Origin of the sequence: Pseudomonas sp. Bc-h (genome assembly GCF_002080045.1) — a bacterium.
Classification (GTDB): domain Bacteria; phylum Pseudomonadota; class Gammaproteobacteria; order Pseudomonadales; family Pseudomonadaceae; genus Aquipseudomonas.
This window is the reverse complement of record NZ_MUIN01000015.1, coordinates 83,205-104,654: the sequence shown is the minus strand read 5'-3', so window position 1 is coordinate 104,654 and position 21,450 is coordinate 83,205. Positions and strand designations below refer to the sequence as shown.

Below are 21,450 nucleotides of genomic sequence, written 5' to 3'. Positions count from 1 at the left end.
CCGTGGCAGCGAGCGCACTCGCTGAATCAAATACGCCGCGCGGCGTAACGCTTGAGCATGCTCGGTACGTCGAGGATCAGCGCGATGCGGCCGTCACCGGTAATGGTGGCGCCGGACATGCCTGGCGTGCCTTGCAACATCTTGCCCAGCGGTTTGATGACCACTTCCTCCTGGCCCACCAACTGATCGACGACGAAGCCGATACGCTGAGTGCCGACCGAGAGGATCACCACGTGACCTTCGCGTTGTTCTTCATGCGCGGCAGAGCTGACGAGCCAGCGCTTGAGGTAGAACAGCGGCAAAGCCTTGTCGCGCACGATCACCACTTCCTGGCCATCGACGACGTTGGTGGTCGACAGGTCCAGATGGAAGATCTCGTTGACGTTGACCAGCGGGAAGGCGAATGCCTGGTTGCCCAGCATCACCATCAGGGTCGGCATGATCGCCAGGGTCAACGGCACCTTGATGACGATCTTCGAGCCCTGGCCCTTGGTCGAGTAGATGTTGATCGAGCCATTGAGCTGGGCGATCTTGGTTTTCACCACGTCCATGCCCACACCACGGCCTGACACGTCGGAAATCTCGGTCTTGGTCGAGAAGCCCGGCGCGAAGATCAGGTTGTAGCAATCGGTGTCGCTCAGCCGATCCGCCGCATCTTTGTCCATGACTCCGCGCTTGACCGCGATTGCGCGCAGTACCGCGGGGTCCATGCCTTTGCCGTCATCGGAAATCGACAGCAGGATGTGATCGCCTTCCTGTTCCGCAGAGAGCACCACGCGACCGCCACGGGCCTTGCCCGAAGCCTCGCGCTCTTCCGGCGACTCGATGCCGTGGTCCACCGCGTTGCGCACCAAGTGCACCAACGGGTCGGCCAGTGCCTCGACCAGGTTCTTGTCCAGGTCGGTTTCTTCACCCACCAGTTCAAGGTTGATTTCTTTTTTCAGCTGACGCGCCAGATCGCGGACCAGTCGCGGGAAACGACCGAAGACCTTCTTGATCGGCTGCATGCGGGTTTTCATCACCGCGGTCTGCAGGTCGGCAGTCACCACGTCCAGATTGGACACGGCCTTGGACATGGCTTCGTCGGAGCTGTTGGCCCCCAGGCGCACCAGGCGGTTACGTACCAGCACCAGTTCGCCGACCATGTTCATGATTTCGTCCAGCCGCGCGGTGTCGACGCGCACGGTGGTTTCCGCTTCGGTTTTTTCAGCTACCGCAGGCGCGGCACGAGCCGGTGCAGGTGCGGCGGCTGGAGCTGCTTTCGCAGGCGCAGCAGCGGCAGGTGCAGGTGCAGCCGCTTTCGCCGGCTCGGCTTTCGGCGCTTCGACCTTGGCGGGTTCGGCTTTCTTGACCGGTGCAGTGGCGGTAGCAGCATTGGCCGCAACGGCAGGTTCGAACTTGCCCTTGCCATGCAACTGGTCGAGCAGGTCTTCGAATTCGTTGTCGGTGATCTCGTCCGAGGCAGCGGCTTTTGCCTCAGCCGCGGTTGGAGCGGCGGCTACCGGAGCAGCTGCACCCGCTTCGGGCGAGAACGAGCCCTTGCCGTGCAACTGGTCGAGCAGCGCTTCGAATTCGTCGTCGGTAATCTCGTCGCTGGCCGGTGCAACAGCAGGTGCAGCGGCGGCAGCTGGCACCACGGCGTCGACCGCGAACTGGCCCTTGCCATGCAGTTGATCGAGCAGGGATTCAAATTCGGCGTCAGTGATTTCATCGCTGGTCGCTTCATTGGCTGGCGCCGGCGTTGCAGGCGCTGCGACGGCAGCAACCGGTGCAGGCACAACAGCACCCGCCGCTTCGGCCTTGACCGCATTCAGCGAGTCGAGCAGCTGTTCGAATTCCTGATCGGTGATGTCGTCGGACGGCGCTTCGGCAACCGCCTCGACCACTGGCGCAGGCGCGGCAGCCACTTCGTCAGCCGACGCAGGCTCAGCCAGGCGCGACAGCGCGGCCAGTAATTCAGGCGTGGCCGGGGTAACGTCGGAACGCTCGCGAACCTGACCGAACATGCTGTTGACGGTGTCCAGTGCTTCGAGCACAACGTCCATGAGTTCCGCATCGACCCGGCGCTCACCTTTGCGCAGGATATCGAACACGTTTTCGGCGATGTGACAGCATTCAACCAGCTCGTTGAGCTGGAGGAAGCCGGCGCCCCCTTTTACAGTGTGAAAACCGCGAAAAATTGCATTGAGCAGGTCCGCATCATCCGGTCGGCTTTCCAGCTCGACCAACTGCTCGGACAACTGCTCCAGAATCTCGCCGGCCTCTACCAGAAAATCCTGAAGGATTTCTTCATCGGCGCCGAAGCTCATTGGGGGTGCTCCTAAAATTAACCGTCAAACCGATCCAGAGGCCGCATCACCGGTCTGCGCGCATTGCTTTCGTCGAAGCATTCGCGCGCAAACCTTGCGCCACTTTCACATAGAACCTGGAATCTAAAAGTTAGAACCCGAGGCTGGATAGCAGATCGTCTACATCATCCTGACCGGATACGACGTCTTCACGTTTATCGGCATGAATCTGCGGACCTTCACCCTTGGAATGAAGTTTTTCCTGTTCTTTTTGCTTACGGAACACTTCCTGGTCGTGCTCGATCCCGGCAAAGCGATCGACCTGGCTGGCCATCAGCACCAGCTTGAGCAGATTGCTCTCGACTTCGGTCACCAACTGGGTCACGCGCTTGATCACCTGACCGGTCAGGTCCTGATAATCCTGAGCCAGCAGAATGTCGTTCAAGTGGCTGGCGACCTCGTGGGTCTCCTTCTCGCTGCGCGTCAGAAAACCATCGACGCGGCGGGCCAGGTCACGAAACTCTTCAGCGCCGATTTCGCGACGCATGAAGCGTCCCCAATCGGCACTCAACGCCTTGGCGTCGGCACTCAGGCCGTTCATCAAAGGCGTGCTCTGCTCCACCAGGTCCATGGTGCGGTTGGCCGCACCTTCCGTGAGCCTGACAACATACGACAGGCGTTCGGTGGCATCGGTGATCTGCGACACTTCCTCGGCTTGCGGCATGTGCGGGTCAATCTGGAAATTGACGATTGCACTGTGCAGCTCGCGCGTCAGTTTGCCGACTTCCTGATACAGGCCACGATCGCGGGTCTGATTAAGCTCATGGATAAGTTGCACGGCGTCGCCGAACTTGCCTTTTTCGAGGCTGGTGACGAGCTCTTGTGCGTGTTTCTTCAGGGTCGACTCGAAGTCACCCATTGTCGAATCTTTAGGATCCATAGCGCCCTCGCAGCGGACATCAGCTATTGACGCGCTCGAATATCTTCTCGATCTTCTCTTTGAGCACTTGGGCGGTGAATGGCTTCACCACGTAGCCGTTCACACCGGCCTGAGCGGCTTCGATGATCTGCTCGCGCTTGGCTTCGGCAGTCACCATCAACACCGGCAGATGACGCAGACGCTCATCGGCACGCACCTGACGCAGCAGGTCGATGCCGGACATGCCTGGCATGTTCCAGTCAGTGACCAGGAAGTCAAAAGCCCCGCTCTGCAGCATCGGCAATGCGGTGGTACCGTCATCTGCTTCGGCCGTGTTGGTGAACCCAAGGTCACGCAACAGGTTTTTTATGATCCGCCGCATCGTTGAGAAGTCATCAACGATGAGGATTTTCATGTTCTTGTCCAATTCGACCTCCAAGCAGTCTTTAACGCGTCCAGCACCTGGACGCGCGTTCAATCAATACCGGCACAACCTGATGACCAGTGTGCGAAAACAATAAGAGGGGTTTTGAATCGACAACTGACGAGCGCAGCGGAACCGGACTTTGAAAGACCTGATCCGACCGGCTCCTGCCTTGTCTCTCTTATGACCCACACAACATTTTGCACAGCCGGTCTTACATGCAACACGCAGACACCACGGTCTACGCTTGATGAGTCAACGCGCGCGCCACTCGCCCAACCGGCCGCGCAACCGCGCGGCGCACTGGCTATGCAACTGGCTGACCCGCGACTCGCTGACACCCAGGACCTCACCGATTTCCTTGAGGTTCAGCTCTTCGTCGTAGTACAGCGCCAGCACCAGGCGTTCACGCTCGGGCAGGTTGGCAATGGCGTCCGCCAGCGCGCTCTGGAAGCGTTCGTCTTCCAGATCCCGTGACGGTTCGAGCGACTGGCTCGCGCCGTCCTCGTGCAGTCCTTCATGCTCGCCGTCCTGCAACAGGTCGTCGAAGCTGAACAGGCGACTGCCCAGGGTATCGTTCAAAATCCCGTAGTAATCGTCGAGACTCAATTGAAGTTCGGCCGCAACTTCGTGATCTTTAGCGTCACGGCCGGTTTTTGCTTCAATTGCACGAATCGCGTCGCTGACCATGCGCGTATTGCGGTGAACCGAACGTGGCGCCCAGTCCCCCTTGCGCACTTCATCAAGCATCGCGCCACGGATACGAATACCCGCGTACGTCTCGAAACTCGCACCCTTGGTGGAGTCGTACTTGGTCGAGACTTCGAGCAGACCGATCATGCCGGCCTGAATCAGGTCCTCGACCTGTACGCTGGCCGGAAGACGCGCCAGCAAGTGGTAAGCGATGCGCTTGACCAGAGGGGCATAACGCTCGATCAGCTCATACTGAGAATCTTTGGATGATTTGCTGTACATGCGATAGCCGCTTGCTGTCATGACACTGGCCCTGCGCTGGTCTGATGAACCAGACGTTCAACGAAAAATTCAAGGTGGCCACGCGGGTTCGCCGGGAGTGGCCAGGTATCGACCTTCTGCGCGATGGCCTTGAACGCCAGCGCACATTTGGAACGGGGGAACGCCTCGTACACCGCGCGCTGCTTCTGCACCGCCTTGCGTACGCATTCGTCATACGGCACGGCGCCGACATATTGCAGGGCCACGTCGAGGAAACGGTCGGTGACCTTGGTCAGCTTGGCGAACAGGTTGCGCCCTTCCTGCGGGCTCTGCGCCATGTTGGCCAGCACGCGGAAGCGGTTCATGCCGTAGTCGCGGTTGAGCAGCTTGATCAGCGCGTAGGCGTCTGTGATCGAAGTCGGCTCGTCGCAGACCACCAACAGCACTTCCTGAGCCGCGCGAACGAAGCTGACCACCGACTCGCCGATCCCGGCAGCGGTGTCGATCACCAGCACGTCCAGGTTGTCGCCGATGTCACTGAATGCCTGAATCAGGCCTGCGTGTTGCGCAGGCGTCAGGTGCACCATGCTCTGAGTGCCGGAAGCCGCAGGCACGATGCGAACACCGCCTGGCCCCTGCAACAGAACATCGCGCAGCTCGCAGCGCCCTTCGATGACGTCGGCCAGGGTGCGTTTAGGGGTCAACCCCAACAATACGTCGACGTTGGCCAGACCCAGATCGGCGTCCAGCAACATGACGCGACGTCCCAGCTCGGCCAGGGCCAGCGAGAGATTCACCGACACGTTGGTCTTGCCTACGCCACCTTTGCCACCGGTCACCGCGATAACCTGAACGGGATGCATGCTGCCCATGTTAATTTTTTACCTTGTCTTGCTTAGACCTAAGCCACATTTCGGGCTGCACGTTCACTGAGTGAACAATGCCTGGCAGACCATCGATGCAGGTATTTTCCAATGTCATTTTCCTTAACCTAGCCCGCGCGCTTGCCGGGGCTGTGATAAAGATCCGCAAACATATCCGCCATCGCTTCCTCGCTAGGCTCCTCCTGCATCTGCACGCTGACAGCCCTGCTGACCAGCTGGTGCCGACGTGGCAGATGCAGATCATCCGGTATCCGTGGGCCATCAGTGAGATAGGCCACCGGTAACTCGTGTGTCACTGCAAGGCTCAGCACTTCGCCAAGGCTTGCCGTTTCGTCCAGCTTGGTCAGGATGCACCCGGCCAGGCCGCAACGTTTGTAACTGTGGTACGCCGCTGTCAGCACCTGCTTCTGGCTGGTCGTTGCCAGCACCAGATAATTGCGGGCCTTGATACCACGGCCTGCCAGGCTTTCCAGCTGCAGACGCAATGCCGGATCACTGGCTTGCAGGCCTGCGGTGTCGATCAACACCACGCGCTTGCGCAGCAGAGGTTCCAGCGCCTGCGCCAGGGACTGTCCCGGATCGACGTGCGTCACCGGCACATTGAGAATACGTCCCAGCGTCTTGAGCTGTTCCTGAGCCCCGATACGAAAGCTGTCCATGCTCACCAGCGCGATGTTTTGCGCGCCGTATTTCAACACATATTGCGCCGCAAGTTTCGCCAGAGTGGTGGTCTTGCCCATACCGGCAGGACCGACCATGGCAATCACCCCGCCCTCTTCCAGCGGCTCTACATCGGGCGTCACGATCATGCGGGCCAGATGCGCCAGCAACATGCGCCAGGTGTGCGCCTGATCGTCAGCATCCGGAACCATCGCAAGCAAGTCGCGCGACAGCGGGCCGGACAAGCCGATGCGTTGCAGGCGACGCCACAGATTAGCCTGTTGCGGGCGTGTGCCTTGCAGTTGATTCCAGGCCAGCGAACCCAGCTGGACTTCCAGCAGTTCACGCAGGCCATTCAATTCGGAGCGCATCGAGTCGTAGGCCCGCTGGCTCACGGCAGGCTCGGCGGCGGCACGTTCGGCGCGCTCGGCACGGTCCGCGGCAATGGCGGCGTGGATCGACGGGCGGAACGGTTCGTCCAGCGTCGGCTCGATCTGCTTGCTGTCGTCCATGGCAATGCCGGTGAACAGCTGACGGTTGGCGACAGTGTCCACTTCGCTGCGATGCGTCAGCTCGGCCTGAGCGCTGACGATCCGCGATTGGGTCTTGCGCAGCTCGTCTTCAAGCTCGATGTTCGGCACACGCGGCGCCAGCGCGGACAATTTGTAGTCCAGCGCGGCGGTCAGTTCCACGCCACCGGCGATCCGCCGGTTGCCGATGATGGCGGCTTCAGCGCCCAGCTCATCACGAACCAGTTTCATGGCTTGTCGCATATCGGCGGCGAAAAAACGCTTAACTTGCATGACTCACTACCTCAGCCGTTCGGCCCGACAGTCGCTACGATGGTGACTTGCTTATTGTCAGGAATTTCCTGGTAAGCCAAAACATGCATATTCGGTACTGCCAGACGCCCGAAGCGGGACAACATGGCGCGAACCGGACCTGCGACCAACAAAATAACCGGCTGCCCCTGCATCTCCTGACGCTGCGCCGCTTCGATCAACGAGCGCTGAAGTTTCTCAGCCATGCTCGGTTCGAGCAGAACGCCTTCTTCCTGACCCTGACCCGCCTTCTGCAGACTATTGAGCAATATCTGTTCCAACCTTGGCTCAAGCGTGATAACAGGCAGCTCCGGCTCAATGCCGACAATGCTTTGGACGATTGCGCGGGACAAACCGACCCGTACGGCAGCCACCAATGCGGCGGTATCTTGACTCCGCGCAGCGTTGTTGGCGATGGCCTCGGCAATGCTGCGAATATCACGTACCGGAACCTGTTCGGCCAACAGCGCCTGCAACACCTTAAGCAGCGCCGACAGCGACAACACGCCGGGTACCAGCTCTTCTGCAAGCTTTGGCGAGCTTTTGGCCAACAAGGTCATCAATTGCTGGACTTCCTCGTGACCGATCAACTCATGAGAGTGCTTGTAGAGGATCTGGTTCAGGTGAGTTGCCACTACTGTACTGGCATCTACCACGGTATAGCCCAGTGACTGCGCCTGAGCACGCTGGCTGATTTCGATCCAGACCGCTTCCAGGCCGAACGCCGGGTCTTTGGCATTGATGCCGTTAAGGCTGCCAAAGACTTGACCAGGGTTGATCGCCAGCTCGCGATCCGGGTAGATCTCGGCCTCGGCGAGGGTCACGCCCATCAGCGTCAAGCGATAGGCGCTCGGCGCCAGATCGAGGTTGTCGCGGATGTGGACGGTCGGCATCAGGAAGCCCAGCTCCTGTGAGAGCTTCTTGCGCACGCCCTTGATCCGCGCCAGCAACTGACCACCCTGATTGCGATCCACCAGCGGAATCAGGCGGTAGCCCACTTCCAGGCCGATCATGTCGATCGGGGTCACGTCATCCCAGCCCAGCTCTTTGGATTCCTGCGCGCGACTCGGTGGCGGCAGCAGGTCCTGCTGACGCTTGACCTCCTGAATCGCGGCCAGCTTGACCATGTTCTGTTTCTTCCACAGCAGGTAGGCGCCACCCGCTGCCACCAGCCCCAGGCTGATGAACGAGAAGTGCGGCATGCCCGGCACCAGCCCCATGACGATCATGATGCCGGCCGAAACGGCCAGAGCCTTGTGCGAGGTGAACATCTGGCGACCGACCAGCTTGCCCATTTCTTCGGAACCCGAAGCACGGGTCACCATGATCGCGGCAGCGGTGGAGAGCAGCAGAGAAGGCAATTGCGCCACCAAACCGTCACCGATGGTCAACAACGCGTAGACCTTGCCGGCGTCGGCGAACGTCATGTTGTGTTGAAGTATGCCGACCAGCACACCGCCGATGAGGTTGATGAAGAGGATCAACAGGCCGGCGACGGCGTCACCGCGCACGAACTTGCTGGCACCGTCCATGGAGCCGTAGAACTCGGCTTCCTGGGCGACTTCCAGACGACGTCGCTTGGCCTCCGGTTGGTCGATCAGACCGGCGTTGAGGTCGGCGTCGATGGCCATCTGTTTGCCGGGCATCGCATCGAGAGTGAAACGCGCGCTCACCTCGGAGATACGACCGGCACCTTTGGTCACGACGACGAAGTTGATGATCATGAGGATCGCAAACACCACGATACCGACCACATAGTTGCCGCCGATGACCACTTCACCGAAGGCCTGAATCACCTTACCCGCGGCGGCGTGGCCGTCCTGACCGTGGAGCATCACCACCCGAGTGGACGCCACGTTGAGCGCCAGTCGCAACAAGGTGGCGATCAGCAGGATGGTTGGGAATACCGAGAAATCCAGCGGCCGCAGTGCGTAGACGCATACCAGCAGGACGACGATGGACAAAGCAATGTTGAACGTGAAGAACACGTCCAGCAGGAACGGTGGCATCGGCAACATCATCATTGCCAGCATGACCAGCAACAGCAACGGAACGCCCAATTGGCCACGGCCCAGACCGACCAGTCCAATGCGAGTGTTAGAGATTAACTGAGAGCGATCCACCGATTCTTTACCTGCGCGTTAAATCAAACTTTTGACGCCAGAGGCGCTGTAACACAGGTATTGCAAAAACCTGTCCAACTTTTGGAACAGGTGGAAAGTATCAGAGTGCCAGTATCATTTTTGTGGGGTTGTTCGCAGTTTCTTGCGACGCTCAGCCTGCAACCAGGTCGCGATTTGTGCCGTCTGGATATCGCGCATACAAGCAAAATCAAAAGCCAACGCGACTCTCGAAGGCTGACGCCATCCCTGTGGGAGACGCCGGAGGCCACGACGGTACGGGCCGCGATTCGGACGAGGCGGTGGGTCAGCCAGGACGTTATTTWCTGAGATACCGCTTCGTCCGATCGCGGCCCGGGCTGTCGCACAGCTCCAGCAGCTCCCACAGGGTTCCGTGTGCAGGTGGAAATCTGGATACGCCACGNCTGAGATACCGCTTCGTCCGATCGCGGCCCGGGCTGTCGCACAGCTCCAGCAGCTCCCACAGGGTTCCGTGTGCAGGTGGAAATCTGGATACGCCACGTAATAGCGGCGCGGCTGATACGGCTCTGGCTAACGCCAGACCTGTTTCGCCTCCGGCGAGTTACTTGATAAGACCCCATGTAACCAAGGGTCCTGGCTCCTGGTTGGGTTCCTCCTTCGTCGGAATACCCTCACTTCGGCGACGCTCCGTGGGCCCGCCGCCATCCGCCATCCATGGCAGGGGGCGGCTCTCGCGGCATCCATGCCGCTCGGCCCACTACGCGCCTCCTGCGTTCAGCCTGCACCCAAGTCGCGATTTGTAGCGTCTGAACTGACGTGCGCTTAGAAGCAAGATCAAAAGCCAACGCTAACGCAGATCTTCAATTCTGACGCAGTACCTGTGGGAGACGCCGGAGGTCACGACGGCAGCGAAGCGGTGGGTCAGCCAGGACGTTATTTTCTGAGATACCGCTTCGNGATCTTCAATTCTGACGCAGTACCTGTGGGAGACGCCGGAGGTCACGACGGCAGCGAAGCGGTGGGTCAGCCAGGACGTTATTTTCTGAGATACCGCTTCGCGGCTGTCGCACAGCTCCAGCTTCTCCCACAGGGATTGATGTTCAGCTTTAAATCTCGGATCGACACACAACCCTGCAGCAGTCCGGCTTGCCGGCGGGGCGTATTCGAGATCGCTACCGCCAGCAAGCCTGACCGCGACAGGGGGAAGCGCCGCATCTCGTGCTCTTGCTCTTGCTTTAAGCGCGCAACAGCCCAGACACCACAGATCGCGACTTGGGTGCAGGCTGAACGCAGGTGGCGTGGAGTGGGCCGAGCGGCATGGATGCCGCGAGAGCGCCGTCAGGACATGGATGTCCGTTCGGCGCGGGCCCACCGACGAAGGAGGAACCCAACCAGGAGCAAGGACACTTGGTTACTTGGTGTCTTTTCAAGTAACTCGCCGAAGGCGAAACAGGTCTGGCGTTAGCCAGAGTCCTATCAGCCGCGCCGCGATTACGTGGTGTATCCAGATTTCCAGCTGTACACGAAACCCTGTGTGAGACGCTGGAGCTTTRGGAGCTTTGGGAGCTTTGACAGCCCGGGCCGCGCTCGGACGATGGGGTAGGTCAGTAGATAACTTCTTCACTGACCCACCGCTTCGCTGCCGTCGTGACCTCCGGCGTCTCCCACAGGTACCGCATCAGAATTGAAGATCTGCGTTGGCGTTGGCGTTGGCGTTGGCTGCTTCTAAGCGCACGTCAGTTCAGACGACACAAATCGCGACTTGGGTGCAGGCTGAGCGCAGGCGTCGTGGAGTGGGCCGAGCGGCATGGATGCCGCGAGAGCCGCCCACCGCCATGGATGGCGGATGGCGGCGGGCCCACGGAGCGTCGCCGGAGTGAGGATACGCTGACGAAGGAAGCGCCAAACCAGGAGCCAGGACCCTTGGTTACTTGGGGTCTTATCAAGTAACTCGCCGAAGGCGAAACAGTTCGGACGTTAGGACGAACCGCTCCTGACCTTGATCTCAAGCCTCAAGCCTCAAGCCTCAACCCCCAAGCCCCGAGCCCCCATCACGAATCCCGCCTCAAATCCGGCGGAATCGGCAAATCATCACGCAATGGATCAGGCCGCTTCCCACGCCCCTGCCGGAACTGCCGAATCTGATACACATAGGCCAACACCTGCGCCACCGCCAGATACAACCCCGCCGGGATCTCCTGCTCAAGCTCAGTGCTGTAATAGATCGAACGCGCCAGCGCCGGCGACTCCAACAGCATGATCTGATGCTGCGCCGCGATCTCACGAATCTTCAGCGCCATGAAATCGCTGCCCTTGGCCAGCAAAATGGGCGCCCCACCCTTGTCCTGATCGTACTTGAGCGCAACGGCATAATGAGTCGGGTTAGTAATGACCACATCGGCGTCGGGGATCGCCGCCATCATCCGCCGCTGCGACATCTCCCGCTGCAACTGACGAATCCGCTGCTTGACCTCCGGACGCCCTTCATTGTCCTTGTGCTCATCACGCACTTCCTGCTTGGTCATCAACAGTTTGTTGTGGGCCTCGTACAACTGAATGGGCACGTCAACGGCCGCGATAATCAACAAGCCGAACGAAATCCATAACGTGCTCCAGCCCACCAATTGCAAGCTGTGCACAATGGCCAGGTTCATCGGCTCATGAGCGATGGAAACCAAGTCATTCTTGTCTTTGAGCAGCACCACGATCGCCACCGCCAGGACAATCAAAAACTTGGCAAAGGATTTGAGCAGTTCGATCAGGGCCTTGGGCGAGAACATCCGCTTAAGCCCGGCAGCCGGATTCATCCGGCTGAACTTGGGCGCCAGCGAACCTGCCGCGAACAGCCATCCGCCCAGGGAAATGGGACCTACAAAGGCTGCAATCGTCAGCGCGACAAGAATGGGTTGAACCGACAACAGCGCGGCCTTGCCCGAAGCCAAAAGCATCAGGCCCATGCTGCGCTCGTCCATCAGCGCTTCACGGGAGATGGTGAAGTTGTCGCGCATCAACTGCATCATCATTTCGGCCATCGAACCGCCAAACGCCAGCAATCCGGCGGCGCCGACCAACATCACGATGACCGTGTTGAGCTCTTTGGAGCGGGCGATCTCGCCCTTCTCCCTGGCCTCACGTTTTCGTTTGTCCGTGGGGTCTTCTGTCTTGTCCTGACCGCTCTCGCTTTCAGCCATCTCAGCGCGCCTTGACCATTTCCTTGAGCAACTGCAAGGCGTCGACCGCCAGCGGTTGATACTGGTTGAGAATGTCGCCCAGGGTGACCCACAGAATCCCCATGCCCATCACCAGAGTGACCGGAAAACCGATGGTAAAAATGTTCAGCTGCGGCGCCGCCCGGGTCATTATCCCCATCGCGACGTTGACCACCAGCAACGCCGTAATCGCCGGCAGCACCAACACCAGCGCCGCCCCGAGCACCCAGCCGAGGCGCAGCACCAGCGCCCAGAAATTGGCCGTGACCAGCCCGTCGCCCACCGGCAGCGTGGTGAAGCTTTCGATCAGCACCTCGAACACCACCAGATGCCCGTTCATGGCCAGGAACAGCAGCGTCACCAGCATGGTGAAGAATTGCCCGATCACGGCCACGGATACGCCGTTGACCGGGTCGACCATGGACGCGAAGCCCATGCCCATCTGAATGGCGACGATCTGCCCCGCTATCACGAACGCCTGAAAGAACAGCTGCAGTGAAAGGCCCAGCGCCGCACCGATGATGATTTGCTGGGCGATCAGCAGTAGCGCACTGAGATCCAGCGCGTGGATTGCCGGCATTGGCGGCAGGCTGGGTGCGACCACTACGGTGATGGCAAGGGCCAGATAGAGGCGCACACGATTGGGCACCAGCGTCGTGCCGAAGATAGGCATGGTCATCAACACCGCTGCGATACGAAACAGCGGCAGCATGAAGGCCGCGACCCACGTGCTGATCTGCGTGTCGGTCAGCGCCAGCACGGGTTCCATTGCAGGGTCAGCCGATGACTTGAGGAATGCTGGTGTACAGCGAGGTGATGTACTCCATGAAGGTGCGCACCATCCACGGACCGACCACGATCAACGTAACCAGCATGACCAACAGACGCGGCAGGAAGCTCAGCGTCTGTTCGTTGATCTGCGTCGCGGCCTGAAACATCGAGACGATCAGGCCCACGACCAGGCTCGGCACTACAAGGATCGCCACCATGGTGGTGGTCAGCCACAGGGCTTCGCGAAACAGGTCGACGGCGACTTCAGGGGTCATGCTGCGCACTCCACGTCAAACAGGTTCATACGCCACCGAAACTGCCGGCCAGCGTGCCGATGATCAATGCCCAGCCGTCCACCAGCACGAACAGCATAATCTTGAACGGCAGCGAAATGATCAGTGGCGAGAGCATCATCATACCCATGGCCATCAGCACGCTGGCGACCACCAGGTCGATGATCAGAAAAGGGATAAAGATCATGAAGCCGATCTGAAACGCCGTCTTGAGCTCCGAGGTCACGAACGCGGGGACGATGATCGTCAGGGGCGCAGCATCGGGGGTCGGGATATCGGTGCGCTTGGACAGGCGCATGAACAGTTCCAGATCGCTGGAGCGGGTCTGGGCCAGCATAAAGTCCTTGATCGGCACTTCTGCCTTGGCCACGGCATCTTGCGCGGTGAGTTTTTCCGCCAGATACGGCTGCAGGGCGTCATTGTTCACCCGGTCGAACACCGGCGCCATGATGAACAGCGTCAAAAACAGCGCCATGCCGGTGAGGATCTGGTTCGACGGCGTCTGCTGCAAACCCAGAGCCTGACGCAGAATCGAGAAGACGATGATGATCCGGGTAAAGCTGGTCATCAGCATGACGAACGCCGGGATGAAGCTCAGCGCCGTCATGATCAGCAGGATCTGCAGGCTGACCGAGTACTCCTGCTGACCGTTGGCGCCAGTGCCCAGGGTGATCGCCGGGATCGACAACGGGTCGGCCGCGAATGCCAGCGGCGCTGCCAGCAGCAACAGCAGCGTCAAAACAATGCGCATCAATTCTTATCCTTCTGACCCGGGTTGCCGAAACCGTCTCTACCGGCACGCGGCGTGATGCCTTTATTGCCCAGCACTTCCATCAAACGTCTGGCGAATTCGGGCGTGGCGTTCTGGGTTTCAGGCACCTGCACCGGCTCGTTCATCACATGCAGCGCGGTGATGCTCCCCGGCGAGACGCCCAGCAGAACCTGCTCATTGCCGACCTGAACCAGCACCAGCCGGTCCCGCGGGCCCAATGCCCGGGAACCCACCAGCTCGATCACCTGATTGCCCGCAGGACCGCTGCGCTGGACCCGACGCATCAGCCAGGCCAGCACGAAAATCAAGCCGACCACCAGCAACAGGCCCAGCACCAGCTGCAGCAATTGCCCACCGACGCCAGCCCCCAACGCGCTCGATACCTGCGGCACCGCAACTGGCGCGGTGACCGGCGCAGCGGCGGTTGCAGCGGCAGGTGTTGCCGGGTCGGCTGCCATCACGACCCAGGACAGCGCCAGCAATGGCAGGGCCGAAAGGCCTTTGAGGAGACGATTCACTTAGCGCAGCTTCTTGATGCGTTCGCTCGGGCTGATCACGTCGGTCAGGCGAATGCCGAATTTCTCGTTCACCACCACCACTTCACCGTGGGCGATCAGCGTCCCGTTCACCAACACATCCAGCGGCTCGCCGGCCAGACGGTCCAGCTCGATCACCGAGCCCTGATTGAGTTGCAGCAGGTTGCGGATGTTGATGTCGGTGCTGCCCACTTCCATGGAAATCGACACCGGGATGTCGAGGATGACGTCCAGGTTCGGACCATCCAGCGTCACCGGGCCGTTGCTCTTCGGCATGCTGCCGAATTCTTCCATCGCCAGACGGTTGGTGGAGGAATGGCCTGCGTCGGCGGCCAGCAGCGCGTCGATGTCGGCCTGACCACCCTCGCCCGCTTCACCCAGGGCCGCAGCCCACTCGTCGGCCAGTGCCTGGTCGTCTGTGGAGTTCATATCGTTTTCATCAGCCATGGTTGTCCTCGGGGAGCAATGTTCGTTGACACAGCAAATCGTTAAAACACTAGTTCTGAAACTGACGGCAAAGCGTCAACGGCGTTCGACGGGCTCGACCACTTGCAGGGCCAGGTTGCCCTTGTGCGAGCCCAGCTTGACCTTGAATGTCGGCACGCCATTGGCGCGCATGACCAGATGATCCGGCAACTCCACCGGAATCACATCGCCGGGCTGCATGTGCAGCACGTCGCGCAACTTGAGCTGACGACGGGCGACGGTGGCGCTCATGGGCACCGATACGTCGAGCACGTCCTGTTTCAACGCGTTGACCCAGCGCTCGTCCTGATCGTCCAGATCCGACTGGAAACCGGCGTCGAGCATTTCGCGAACCGGCTCGATCATTGAATACGGCATGGTCACGTGCAGATCGCCGCCACCGCCATCGAGTTCGATGTGGAAGGTCGACACCACGATCGCCTCGCTCGGTCCGACGATATTGGCCATGGCCGGGTTCACTTCCGAGTTGATGTACTCGAAGTTGACTTCCATGATCGCCTGCCAGGCTTCCTTCAGATCGATGAACGCCTGATCGAGGACGATGCGAACCACGCGCAATTCGGTGGGCGTGAACTCACGACCTTCGATCTTGGCGTGACGGCCATCGCCACCAAAGAAGTTGTCCACCAGCTTGAACACCAGCTTGGCATCGAGAATGAACAAGGCCGTGCCGCGCAGTGGCTTGATCTTCACCAGGTTCAGACTGGTCGGCACGTACAGCGAGTGCACGTATTCACCGAACTTCATCACCTGCACACCGCCCACCGCCACGTCGGCAGAGCGCCGCAACAGGTTGAACATGCTGATGCGGGTATAACGGGCGAAACGCTCGTTGATCATTTCCAGGGTCGGCATGCGTCCACGGACGATGCGGTCCTGACTGGTCAGGTCATAACTCTTGACGCTGCCAGGTTCGATAACGCTTTCGGTCTGTACCAGACCATCGTCGACACCATGCAGCAGCGCGTCGATTTCATCCTGGGACAGCAGGTCTTGCACGGCCATGTCGTGGTCCTACTGCAATACGTAGTTAGTGAAAAGTACCTGTTCGATGACGCTTTTGTTCAGCTCCTTCTGGCCGACTTCCTGCACCACGGCAGCGGCTTTCTGGCGCAGCATCTCCATCCCGACCGGGGTCGCGATGGTGTCGAACGGCTGACCGGAGAACATCATGACCAGGTTGTTGCGAATGACCGGCATGTGAACCTTCAGCGCTTCCAGATCAGCGTGATCGCGGGCCAGCAAAGTAATGCTGACCTGCATGTAGCGCTGACGACCGTTGACGTTGTAGTTAACGACAAAGGGCGGCGTCAGAGGTTCGAAAATCGCTTCCTTCTTGACGTTCGCAGACTCGGCGGCCACGGCGGGATCAGCCTTGCTCTCTGCCTTGTGCATGATGAACCAGGTCGCGCCGACCGACAGACCAATGGCCAGCAGCAAGCCCACCACAATCAGAATGATGACCTTAAGCTTGCCTTTTTTTGCGGGGTCTTTAACTGCGTCGTCGCTCTTCGCCATGCCAATAATCCGTCACTATCCGAGGGGTTCTGTGTTGCGTGACAGAGGGAGAGCAAGGGTTGTGCCACATCTAAAGCTGCAAGTTGTCAGCGGCAAGAAAAAGCAAAAGCGGCAAGGCATCAGAAACCGGCGTCTCTCATGCTCTTGCCGCCCTTGATCTTGCTTGCACTTGCCGCTTGTAGCTTGAAGCGGCTCTTACGCGTAATAATCAACCGCGCTGGAACCCACCACCGTCAACGGCGCGCTCGCCGCCGCAGTGGCTGCATCGACAGGCGCGCCATCGGCGATCAAGTCGCTGCCACTGCCAGATCGACCAGTGCCGCTACCGCGCTGGGCATCACCGCCCGATTGCTGCTGGGCCTGCTGCTGCATGTTGCGCGATTGATCCGAGACGTTGACGTCGACCTGCCCCATGCCTTGCTGGACGAACGAGTCACGCAGACGCGACATCTGGCTTTCCAGCGCTTCGCGCACGCCGACGTGGGCACTCATGAAGGTGACCTGGGTCTGCTGGTCTGCCGCCATATTGACGCGAATGTCCAGACGCCCCAGCTCAGCCGGTTCAAGCTGGATATCGGCCTGCTTGAGGTTTTGACTGGACAGGTACATCACGCGATTGACCACCCCTTCGGTCCAGCCACCCTGGTTCATCGCCAGCGGCTGATTGAGCAACGGCGCAGGGGCGGCAGTGGAACTGGTTTTCGCCTGCGCAGCCTGTGACAACGCCGCCAGACGCTCGGCGAAGTTATCCACGCGGGTATCGCTGCTCGCCCCCTTCACATCTTTGAGCCCATCGGCCAACAGCCCACTGAAGGCCTTGTCACCACCACCCTCGGTGGTGCTCTTATCCACAGGCTGATCGCCCAGCGCTGCAAGATTACCGGCCATTTGCTGCGTCAGATCGGCATTGGGGTCCTGCTTGCCGGAAGTCTTGCTGGCATCGTTGGCATGCCCCGCTGCCTGGGCATTCTGCTGAGCCTTGGCGTCAAGAGCGACCTGAACCGCGGTCAACCCTTCCAGCGGATCGGCGTAAGGGTCGAATGTGTCATCGGTCGCATCAGCCGGCGCCTCTACCACTGGCGGCGGAATCACCGGCGCGGTAGTGGCCAGCAGCGCAGGATCGACCGCCGGTTGCTCAACGGCAGGCTGCGCAGGGTCCTGAACCGGCGGGGTCACCGCCAGCGTCGGGTCCACAACCGAATCGGTAGCAGACGCGTCTGCCACCGTCGGATCAGCTGAAGCCTCTTGGGTGTCGGAAGCGTCGTCATCGTGTTTCTTGTCACTCGCACTGCCGTCGGCTTTGCTTTGAACCGTCTTGGCAGGCAACCCCTTGCCGCTATCGGCAACGGTCTTGTCGTCGGCGGCAGACGAATGGCTGGCGCTGTCCTTCTTGTCCACTGCCGAACTCTTGGCGCTTGCAGGCTTGGCGGGGCTGTCGTCGACACTGTTCGACTTGGGCGTCGCTTGTTTGGCAAACACTGTCGAGAAGCTGGAACTGCGGTCCTTGACGGGGTCGGGTGCCTTTGCCGAGGTGTTGGCGCTGGCTTTCTGGGCTTTGGCAGCCGTCAAAGCCGTTAGTAAAGGGTTGTTGGCAAGGGCCATGTTTATCTCCGCAAGAGCACGATTGCACGGAGATCAAGCAAATGGCGGGCCAGTTATGGAGGTGACGAATTTTTATCGGCTTAATGCCGGATGAGGGAGGACTGCAGTTCGACATCGAACATATCGCGGACGATGGAAAATTCGTCTTCTATCGCCTGGACCTGCTGCCGGACTTGCTGATCGGAGACCGCAGCGACACCCCTGCCCATGTCTTCGAGCTGACGGCACAGCTCGGCCAGGTGGGTGGCGCCCATGTTGCTGCTACTGCCTTTGAAGCTGTGAGCCATTTCGCCCAACAACTGGCGTTGCACCGTAGAAGTGACAGAGAAGCCGGGATCATTCGTCAGCCCGTTCAAGTCCCTGACACGCTGCTCCGAATCCTTGATGAACACGTCCAGCAGCGACGGATATTCCCCTTCCATGACATCGCGCAGCGTTTCGAGAACGCTCAAATCCACGTGATTTTTCAACACTTGTTCGCTCCTTGACCAAGAATCGCGGGATTATGCCAGACCCTCCCACGCAAACTCCACACGGGCCGTCCGACCGTCCGCAGACCACTGACATTGATGGCTCAACTGCCTGACCAGGCTCAGCCCACGCCCGGACAGCTGATCCACGGCGGGCGGAAGCGCCAGCACTTGCTCGGCGTTGAACCCGCCGCCGCTGTCATGCACCTCCACAATCAGTCGCCCACCCTGCCCCTGGGGGATTATCTGAAAATTAAAGCGGATGAAGCCGTCTTCCAGACTGTCCAGCCGCTCGCCCCGCTGCTGGTAGTAAAGCGCAAAGCCATCGGCATCGCGCTTGAGTGCCGAGTCCAGCCCTAACACCCCGTGCTCCAGCGCATTGCTGTAAAGCTCCGACAGCACGATATACAACTCGCTGCTCTGCAGACGCAGGCCGTGAACCTCCTGCAATAGCTGCAGCAGGTAGGGCAGCGGATTGAAGCGCTTGAGGGTCGAGGCGCGGAACTCGAAACTGGCAGCCCAATCCAGCGGGCTGGAATCGCCGCTGTCGGTGTAGATCACCGAGGGCGGCCCCAGCAGCTCCGGCTCGGTGAACGCGACCTCGACCATGCTCACATCGTCGCGAGCCTGCCCCCGAAATCGCGCCAGCGCCCATTGCACTTCTTCGATCAACAGCGCCGGATTGCGATTGGAGACGAAGACATTCTGGAGCCTTCGCGTACCGAACATTTCGCCGCTTTCGTCAGTGCTGTCCACTACGCCATCGGACAACAGGAAAACCCGGTCACCGGCGCCGAAGGGATAGACCTGGGTGTTGTCGTCGAAGCTGCCGGCGCTCAGCACGCCCAGTGGAAGATGGGCCGACACCAGAGGCGTATGCGGCCGGCCATCAGCATGGAGCAGGTAGCCGTCGGGCAATCCGCCGTTCCAGATCTCGACCAGTTGCTGCTTGAAGTTGACACACAGCAGCGCCGCGCAGCAGAACATGTCCACGGGGAGGATGCGTTTGAGTTTGGCGTTCATCTCCCGCAGGGTTTCGGGCAATCCGTAGCCCTTGGCGGTCATGCCGTAGAACACTTCCGCCAACGGCATCGCCCCCACCGCTGCGGGCAGACCGTGGCCCGTGAAGTCCCCGAGCAGAACGTGCATGTTGCCGGACGGCGCCCAGGCGGCCAGCAGCAGGTCGCCATTGAACAACGCGTAAGGCGATTGCAGATAACGGATGTTGGGTGCGCTCAGGCACCCGGAATGCGCCACCTGATCGAACACGGCCTTGGCCACACGTTGCTCGTTGAGCAGGTACTTGTGATGACGGGCAATCAGGTCGCGCTGTTGCAGAACGGTCTCCTGCAACAGTCGCAGGCGGTTCATCGCGTTGATCTTGGCGGCCAGCACCACCTGGTTGTAGGGCTTGGCCACGAAGTCGTCGCCGCCCGCATCCAGACAGCGGGCCAGGCCCTCACCTTCGGTCAGAGAGGTCAGGAAGATAATCGGCACCAACGCCTCGCCCGCCAGCGCCTTGATCTGTCGCGCCGCCTCGAAGCCGTCCATCACCGGCATCATGGCGTCCATCAGGATCATCTGCGGCCGACCGCGCTCGAACAACGCCACCGCTTCGGCGCCATCGCACGCGCTCAGGACCTCATGCCCCTGGCGGCTGATGATGGCCGAGAGCAGCATGCGGTCACTGGCGTTGTCGTCGGCGATGAGAATCTTCAGGCGCTCGGGTGGCGCAGAGCCCGTCATCAGCCGATTTTGAAGAGTTTGGCGAAGTTGGAAATGGCGAGGATTTTGACGACGTCGGCGCTGCAGTTTTCCAACCGCACATCCGCCCGTTCGCCCCCGGCATGATCGCGCAGCAGCAAGAGCATGCCCAGCGCCGAGCTGTCGAGGTAGTTGGTCTCTTTCAGATCGACCACGTAGCGCTTGGCCTTGGTCTCTTTTTCGTAGGCACCGCGAAAATCCTGATGCGTCGAGAAGTCGAAGCGTCCCTTGATCTTGATGGTCAGCTGCTGCTCGTCTGGTGAACGATCGGAAGTTACTGACATGGACAAATCCCTTATATGAAACGACGTCAGACGGGTGAAGTTTTAGCACCGCTTGTGCGGGGGGGCAAATGGAAGATTGCGGGGCGCGTTGTGCCAGGGCTTCGGCCTGACGGCCAAACCGTTCCGCATTCGGCGGGTTACTTGAAATGACCCCGCTTTTTTTCAAGGGGCAGCCAGTGGTGGCTGATCTGACGCGCGCCAAGAAGCAAGATCAAAAGCGAACGCGGCTCTGGAATCTAGAACTCAAAACCCATCATGCCTGGGCAACCGCTGCGACAGTTCATCCAGCAGCTTTTGCTCGCGCTTGTCCTCAAGCGCCCGCGCCTCATCGATATAACGCTGCACCAGCTTGCGCAGTCCTTCGACACGCGCATAAGCCTTCTGCCATTCGTCGCGGGCCTTGTTCACGTTGTTCTGATGCCAGGCCAGACTCTGACGCTGCTGACTCACCGCCGTCTCCAGCTGATTGAGAAAGCGCTGGTAGTTCATCAGCCACTGGCCGGACACCCCGTGGGCGCCCTTATCGATCCACTGCTGCTGATAATCGGAACGAAACTTCTCCAGGTCGCCCAGCTTGCTCTCGGCCAACCGAACCTGCCCCTGAAAATGCCCCAGACGCTGGACAGCGGTTTTCTCGGTCTTCTCGGCCATCTCCACCACGGGAGCCAAACGAGCCGCACGACTCTGCGCCAT

General features: G+C 60.0%; 20 protein-coding genes. All 20 read right to left on the bottom strand.

Annotated elements, in window-relative coordinates; translation table 11 throughout:
• Positions 1 to 26: 26 nt before the first annotated feature.
• Positions 27 to 2,309 (bottom strand): chemotaxis protein CheA, encoded by a 2,283-nt coding sequence (locus BWR59_RS27600; RefSeq protein ID WP_081568865.1) that lies wholly within the window; start codon positions 2,307 to 2,309, stop codon positions 27 to 29.
• 130 nt (positions 2,310 to 2,439) lie between these two features.
• Complete coding sequence (locus tag BWR59_RS27595) at positions 2,440 to 3,228, bottom strand: protein phosphatase CheZ (RefSeq protein WP_081568864.1); 789 nt, start codon at positions 3,226 to 3,228, stop codon at positions 2,440 to 2,442.
• Positions 3,229 to 3,247: 19 nt separating this feature from the next.
• The gene (locus tag BWR59_RS27590; protein WP_175500148.1) at positions 3,248 to 3,622 is read right to left on the bottom strand and encodes a chemotaxis response regulator CheY; all 375 of its coding nucleotides are present in this window, start codon (positions 3,620 to 3,622) and stop codon (positions 3,248 to 3,250) included.
• 264 nt (positions 3,623 to 3,886) lie between these two features.
• Positions 3,887 to 4,627, bottom strand: a complete 741-nt coding sequence (gene fliA / locus BWR59_RS27585; protein WP_081568863.1) for an RNA polymerase sigma factor FliA — start codon at positions 4,625 to 4,627, stop codon at positions 3,887 to 3,889.
• Positions 4,624 to 5,457, bottom strand: a complete 834-nt coding sequence (gene fleN, locus BWR59_RS27580; RefSeq protein ID WP_062385964.1) for a flagellar synthesis regulator FleN — start codon at positions 5,455 to 5,457, stop codon at positions 4,624 to 4,626. Before fleN ends, fliA begins: the two co-directional genes overlap by 4 nt.
• Positions 5,458 to 5,576: 119 nt before the next feature.
• A complete protein-coding gene (gene flhF / locus BWR59_RS27575; protein WP_081568862.1) occupies positions 5,577 to 6,932 on the bottom strand; it encodes a flagellar biosynthesis protein FlhF in 1,356 nt (451 codons plus the stop codon).
• An 11-nt stretch (positions 6,933 to 6,943) separates the two neighbouring features.
• Positions 6,944 to 9,073 (bottom strand): flagellar biosynthesis protein FlhA, encoded by a 2,130-nt coding sequence (gene flhA / locus BWR59_RS27570; protein ID WP_081568861.1) that lies wholly within the window; start codon positions 9,071 to 9,073, stop codon positions 6,944 to 6,946.
• Between the two features lie 2,030 nt (positions 9,074 to 11,103).
• Positions 11,104 to 12,243 (bottom strand): flagellar biosynthesis protein FlhB, encoded by a 1,140-nt coding sequence (gene flhB, locus BWR59_RS27560; protein ID WP_081568859.1) that lies wholly within the window; start codon positions 12,241 to 12,243, stop codon positions 11,104 to 11,106.
• A 1-nt stretch (position 12,244) separates the two neighbouring features.
• Complete coding sequence (gene fliR / locus BWR59_RS27555; RefSeq protein ID WP_081568858.1) at positions 12,245 to 13,030, bottom strand: flagellar biosynthetic protein FliR; 786 nt, start codon at positions 13,028 to 13,030, stop codon at positions 12,245 to 12,247.
• Between the two features lie 7 nt (positions 13,031 to 13,037).
• A complete protein-coding gene (gene fliQ, locus BWR59_RS27550; RefSeq protein ID WP_081568857.1) occupies positions 13,038 to 13,307 on the bottom strand; it encodes a flagellar biosynthesis protein FliQ in 270 nt (89 codons plus the stop codon).
• 25 nt (positions 13,308 to 13,332) lie between these two features.
• Positions 13,333 to 14,076, bottom strand: a complete 744-nt coding sequence (gene fliP / locus BWR59_RS27545; protein ID WP_081568856.1) for a flagellar type III secretion system pore protein FliP — start codon at positions 14,074 to 14,076, stop codon at positions 13,333 to 13,335.
• Positions 14,076 to 14,615 carry a flagellar biosynthetic protein FliO gene (gene fliO / locus BWR59_RS27540; RefSeq protein WP_081568855.1) on the bottom strand — a complete coding sequence of 180 codons (540 nt, stop codon included), beginning with the start codon at positions 14,613 to 14,615 and terminating at the stop codon, positions 14,076 to 14,078. The genes fliP and fliO overlap by 1 nt, the downstream gene beginning before the upstream one ends.
• Positions 14,616 to 15,080 (bottom strand): flagellar motor switch protein FliN, encoded by a 465-nt coding sequence (gene fliN, locus BWR59_RS27535; protein ID WP_081568854.1) that lies wholly within the window; start codon positions 15,078 to 15,080, stop codon positions 14,616 to 14,618. It lies immediately after the preceding gene.
• Positions 15,081 to 15,155: 75 nt separating this feature from the next.
• Positions 15,156 to 16,124, bottom strand: a complete 969-nt coding sequence (fliM, locus tag BWR59_RS27530) for a flagellar motor switch protein FliM (RefSeq protein ID WP_081568853.1) — start codon at positions 16,122 to 16,124, stop codon at positions 15,156 to 15,158.
• 9 nt (positions 16,125 to 16,133) lie between these two features.
• A complete protein-coding gene (gene fliL / locus BWR59_RS27525; protein ID WP_081568852.1) occupies positions 16,134 to 16,637 on the bottom strand; it encodes a flagellar basal body-associated protein FliL in 504 nt (167 codons plus the stop codon).
• A gap of 195 nt (positions 16,638 to 16,832) precedes the next feature.
• Positions 16,833 to 18,239 (bottom strand): flagellar hook-length control protein FliK, encoded by a 1,407-nt coding sequence (locus BWR59_RS27520; RefSeq protein WP_081568851.1) that lies wholly within the window; start codon positions 18,237 to 18,239, stop codon positions 16,833 to 16,835.
• 80 nt (positions 18,240 to 18,319) lie between these two features.
• Positions 18,320 to 18,712 carry an Hpt domain-containing protein gene (locus tag BWR59_RS27515; RefSeq protein WP_143490966.1) on the bottom strand — a complete coding sequence of 131 codons (393 nt, stop codon included), beginning with the start codon at positions 18,710 to 18,712 and terminating at the stop codon, positions 18,320 to 18,322.
• Between the two features lie 30 nt (positions 18,713 to 18,742).
• Positions 18,743 to 20,455: a fused response regulator/phosphatase gene (locus BWR59_RS27510; protein WP_081568850.1), complete on the bottom strand. Its 1,713-nt coding sequence runs from the start codon at positions 20,453 to 20,455 to the stop codon at positions 18,743 to 18,745.
• Positions 20,455 to 20,757, bottom strand: a complete 303-nt coding sequence (locus tag BWR59_RS27505) for an STAS domain-containing protein (protein ID WP_081568849.1) — start codon at positions 20,755 to 20,757, stop codon at positions 20,455 to 20,457. Before BWR59_RS27505 ends, BWR59_RS27510 begins: the two co-directional genes overlap by 1 nt.
• A gap of 243 nt (positions 20,758 to 21,000) precedes the next feature.
• A complete protein-coding gene (gene fliJ, locus BWR59_RS27500) occupies positions 21,001 to 21,450 on the bottom strand; it encodes a flagellar export protein FliJ (RefSeq protein WP_081568848.1) in 450 nt (149 codons plus the stop codon).

What these genes read in the sequence shown, in the direction of transcription:
- BWR59_RS27600 (WP_081568865.1), bottom strand. Translation starts at nt 2,309, where the DNA reads ATGAGCTTCGGCGCCGATGAAGAAATCCTTCAGGATTTTCTGGTAGAG.
- BWR59_RS27595 (WP_081568864.1), bottom strand. Translation starts at nt 3,228, where the DNA reads ATGGATCCTAAAGATTCGACAATGGGTGACTTCGAGTCGACCCTGAAG.
- BWR59_RS27590 (WP_175500148.1), bottom strand. Translation starts at nt 3,622, where the DNA reads ATGAAAATCCTCATCGTTGATGACTTCTCAACGATGCGGCGGATCATA.
- fliA (WP_081568863.1), bottom strand. Translation starts at nt 4,627, where the DNA reads ATGACAGCAAGCGGCTATCGCATGTACAGCAAATCATCCAAAGATTCT.
- fleN (WP_062385964.1), bottom strand. Translation starts at nt 5,457, where the DNA reads ATGGGCAGCATGCATCCCGTTCAGGTTATCGCGGTGACCGGTGGCAAA.
- flhF (WP_081568862.1), bottom strand. Translation starts at nt 6,932, where the DNA reads ATGCAAGTTAAGCGTTTTTTCGCCGCCGATATGCGACAAGCCATGAAA.
- flhB (WP_081568859.1), bottom strand. Translation starts at nt 12,243, where the DNA reads ATGGCTGAAAGCGAGAGCGGTCAGGACAAGACAGAAGACCCCACGGAC.
- fliR (WP_081568858.1), bottom strand. Translation starts at nt 13,030, where the DNA reads ATGGAACCCGTGCTGGCGCTGACCGACACGCAGATCAGCACGTGGGTC.
- fliQ (WP_081568857.1), bottom strand. Translation starts at nt 13,307, where the DNA reads ATGACCCCTGAAGTCGCCGTCGACCTGTTTCGCGAAGCCCTGTGGCTG.
- fliP (WP_081568856.1), bottom strand. Translation starts at nt 14,076, where the DNA reads ATGCGCATTGTTTTGACGCTGCTGTTGCTGCTGGCAGCGCCGCTGGCA.
- fliN (WP_081568854.1), bottom strand. Translation starts at nt 15,080, where the DNA reads ATGGCTGATGAAAACGATATGAACTCCACAGACGACCAGGCACTGGCC.
- fliM (WP_081568853.1), bottom strand. Translation starts at nt 16,124, where the DNA reads ATGGCCGTGCAAGACCTGCTGTCCCAGGATGAAATCGACGCGCTGCTG.
- fliL (WP_081568852.1), bottom strand. Translation starts at nt 16,637, where the DNA reads ATGGCGAAGAGCGACGACGCAGTTAAAGACCCCGCAAAAAAAGGCAAG.
- BWR59_RS27520 (WP_081568851.1), bottom strand. Translation starts at nt 18,239, where the DNA reads ATGGCCCTTGCCAACAACCCTTTACTAACGGCTTTGACGGCTGCCAAA.
- BWR59_RS27510 (WP_081568850.1), bottom strand. Translation starts at nt 20,455, where the DNA reads ATGACGGGCTCTGCGCCACCCGAGCGCCTGAAGATTCTCATCGCCGAC.
- BWR59_RS27505 (WP_081568849.1), bottom strand. Translation starts at nt 20,757, where the DNA reads ATGTCAGTAACTTCCGATCGTTCACCAGACGAGCAGCAGCTGACCATC.
- fliJ (WP_081568848.1), bottom strand. Translation starts at nt 21,450, where the DNA reads ATGGCGCAGAGTCGTGCGGCTCGTTTGGCTCCCGTGGTGGAGATGGCC.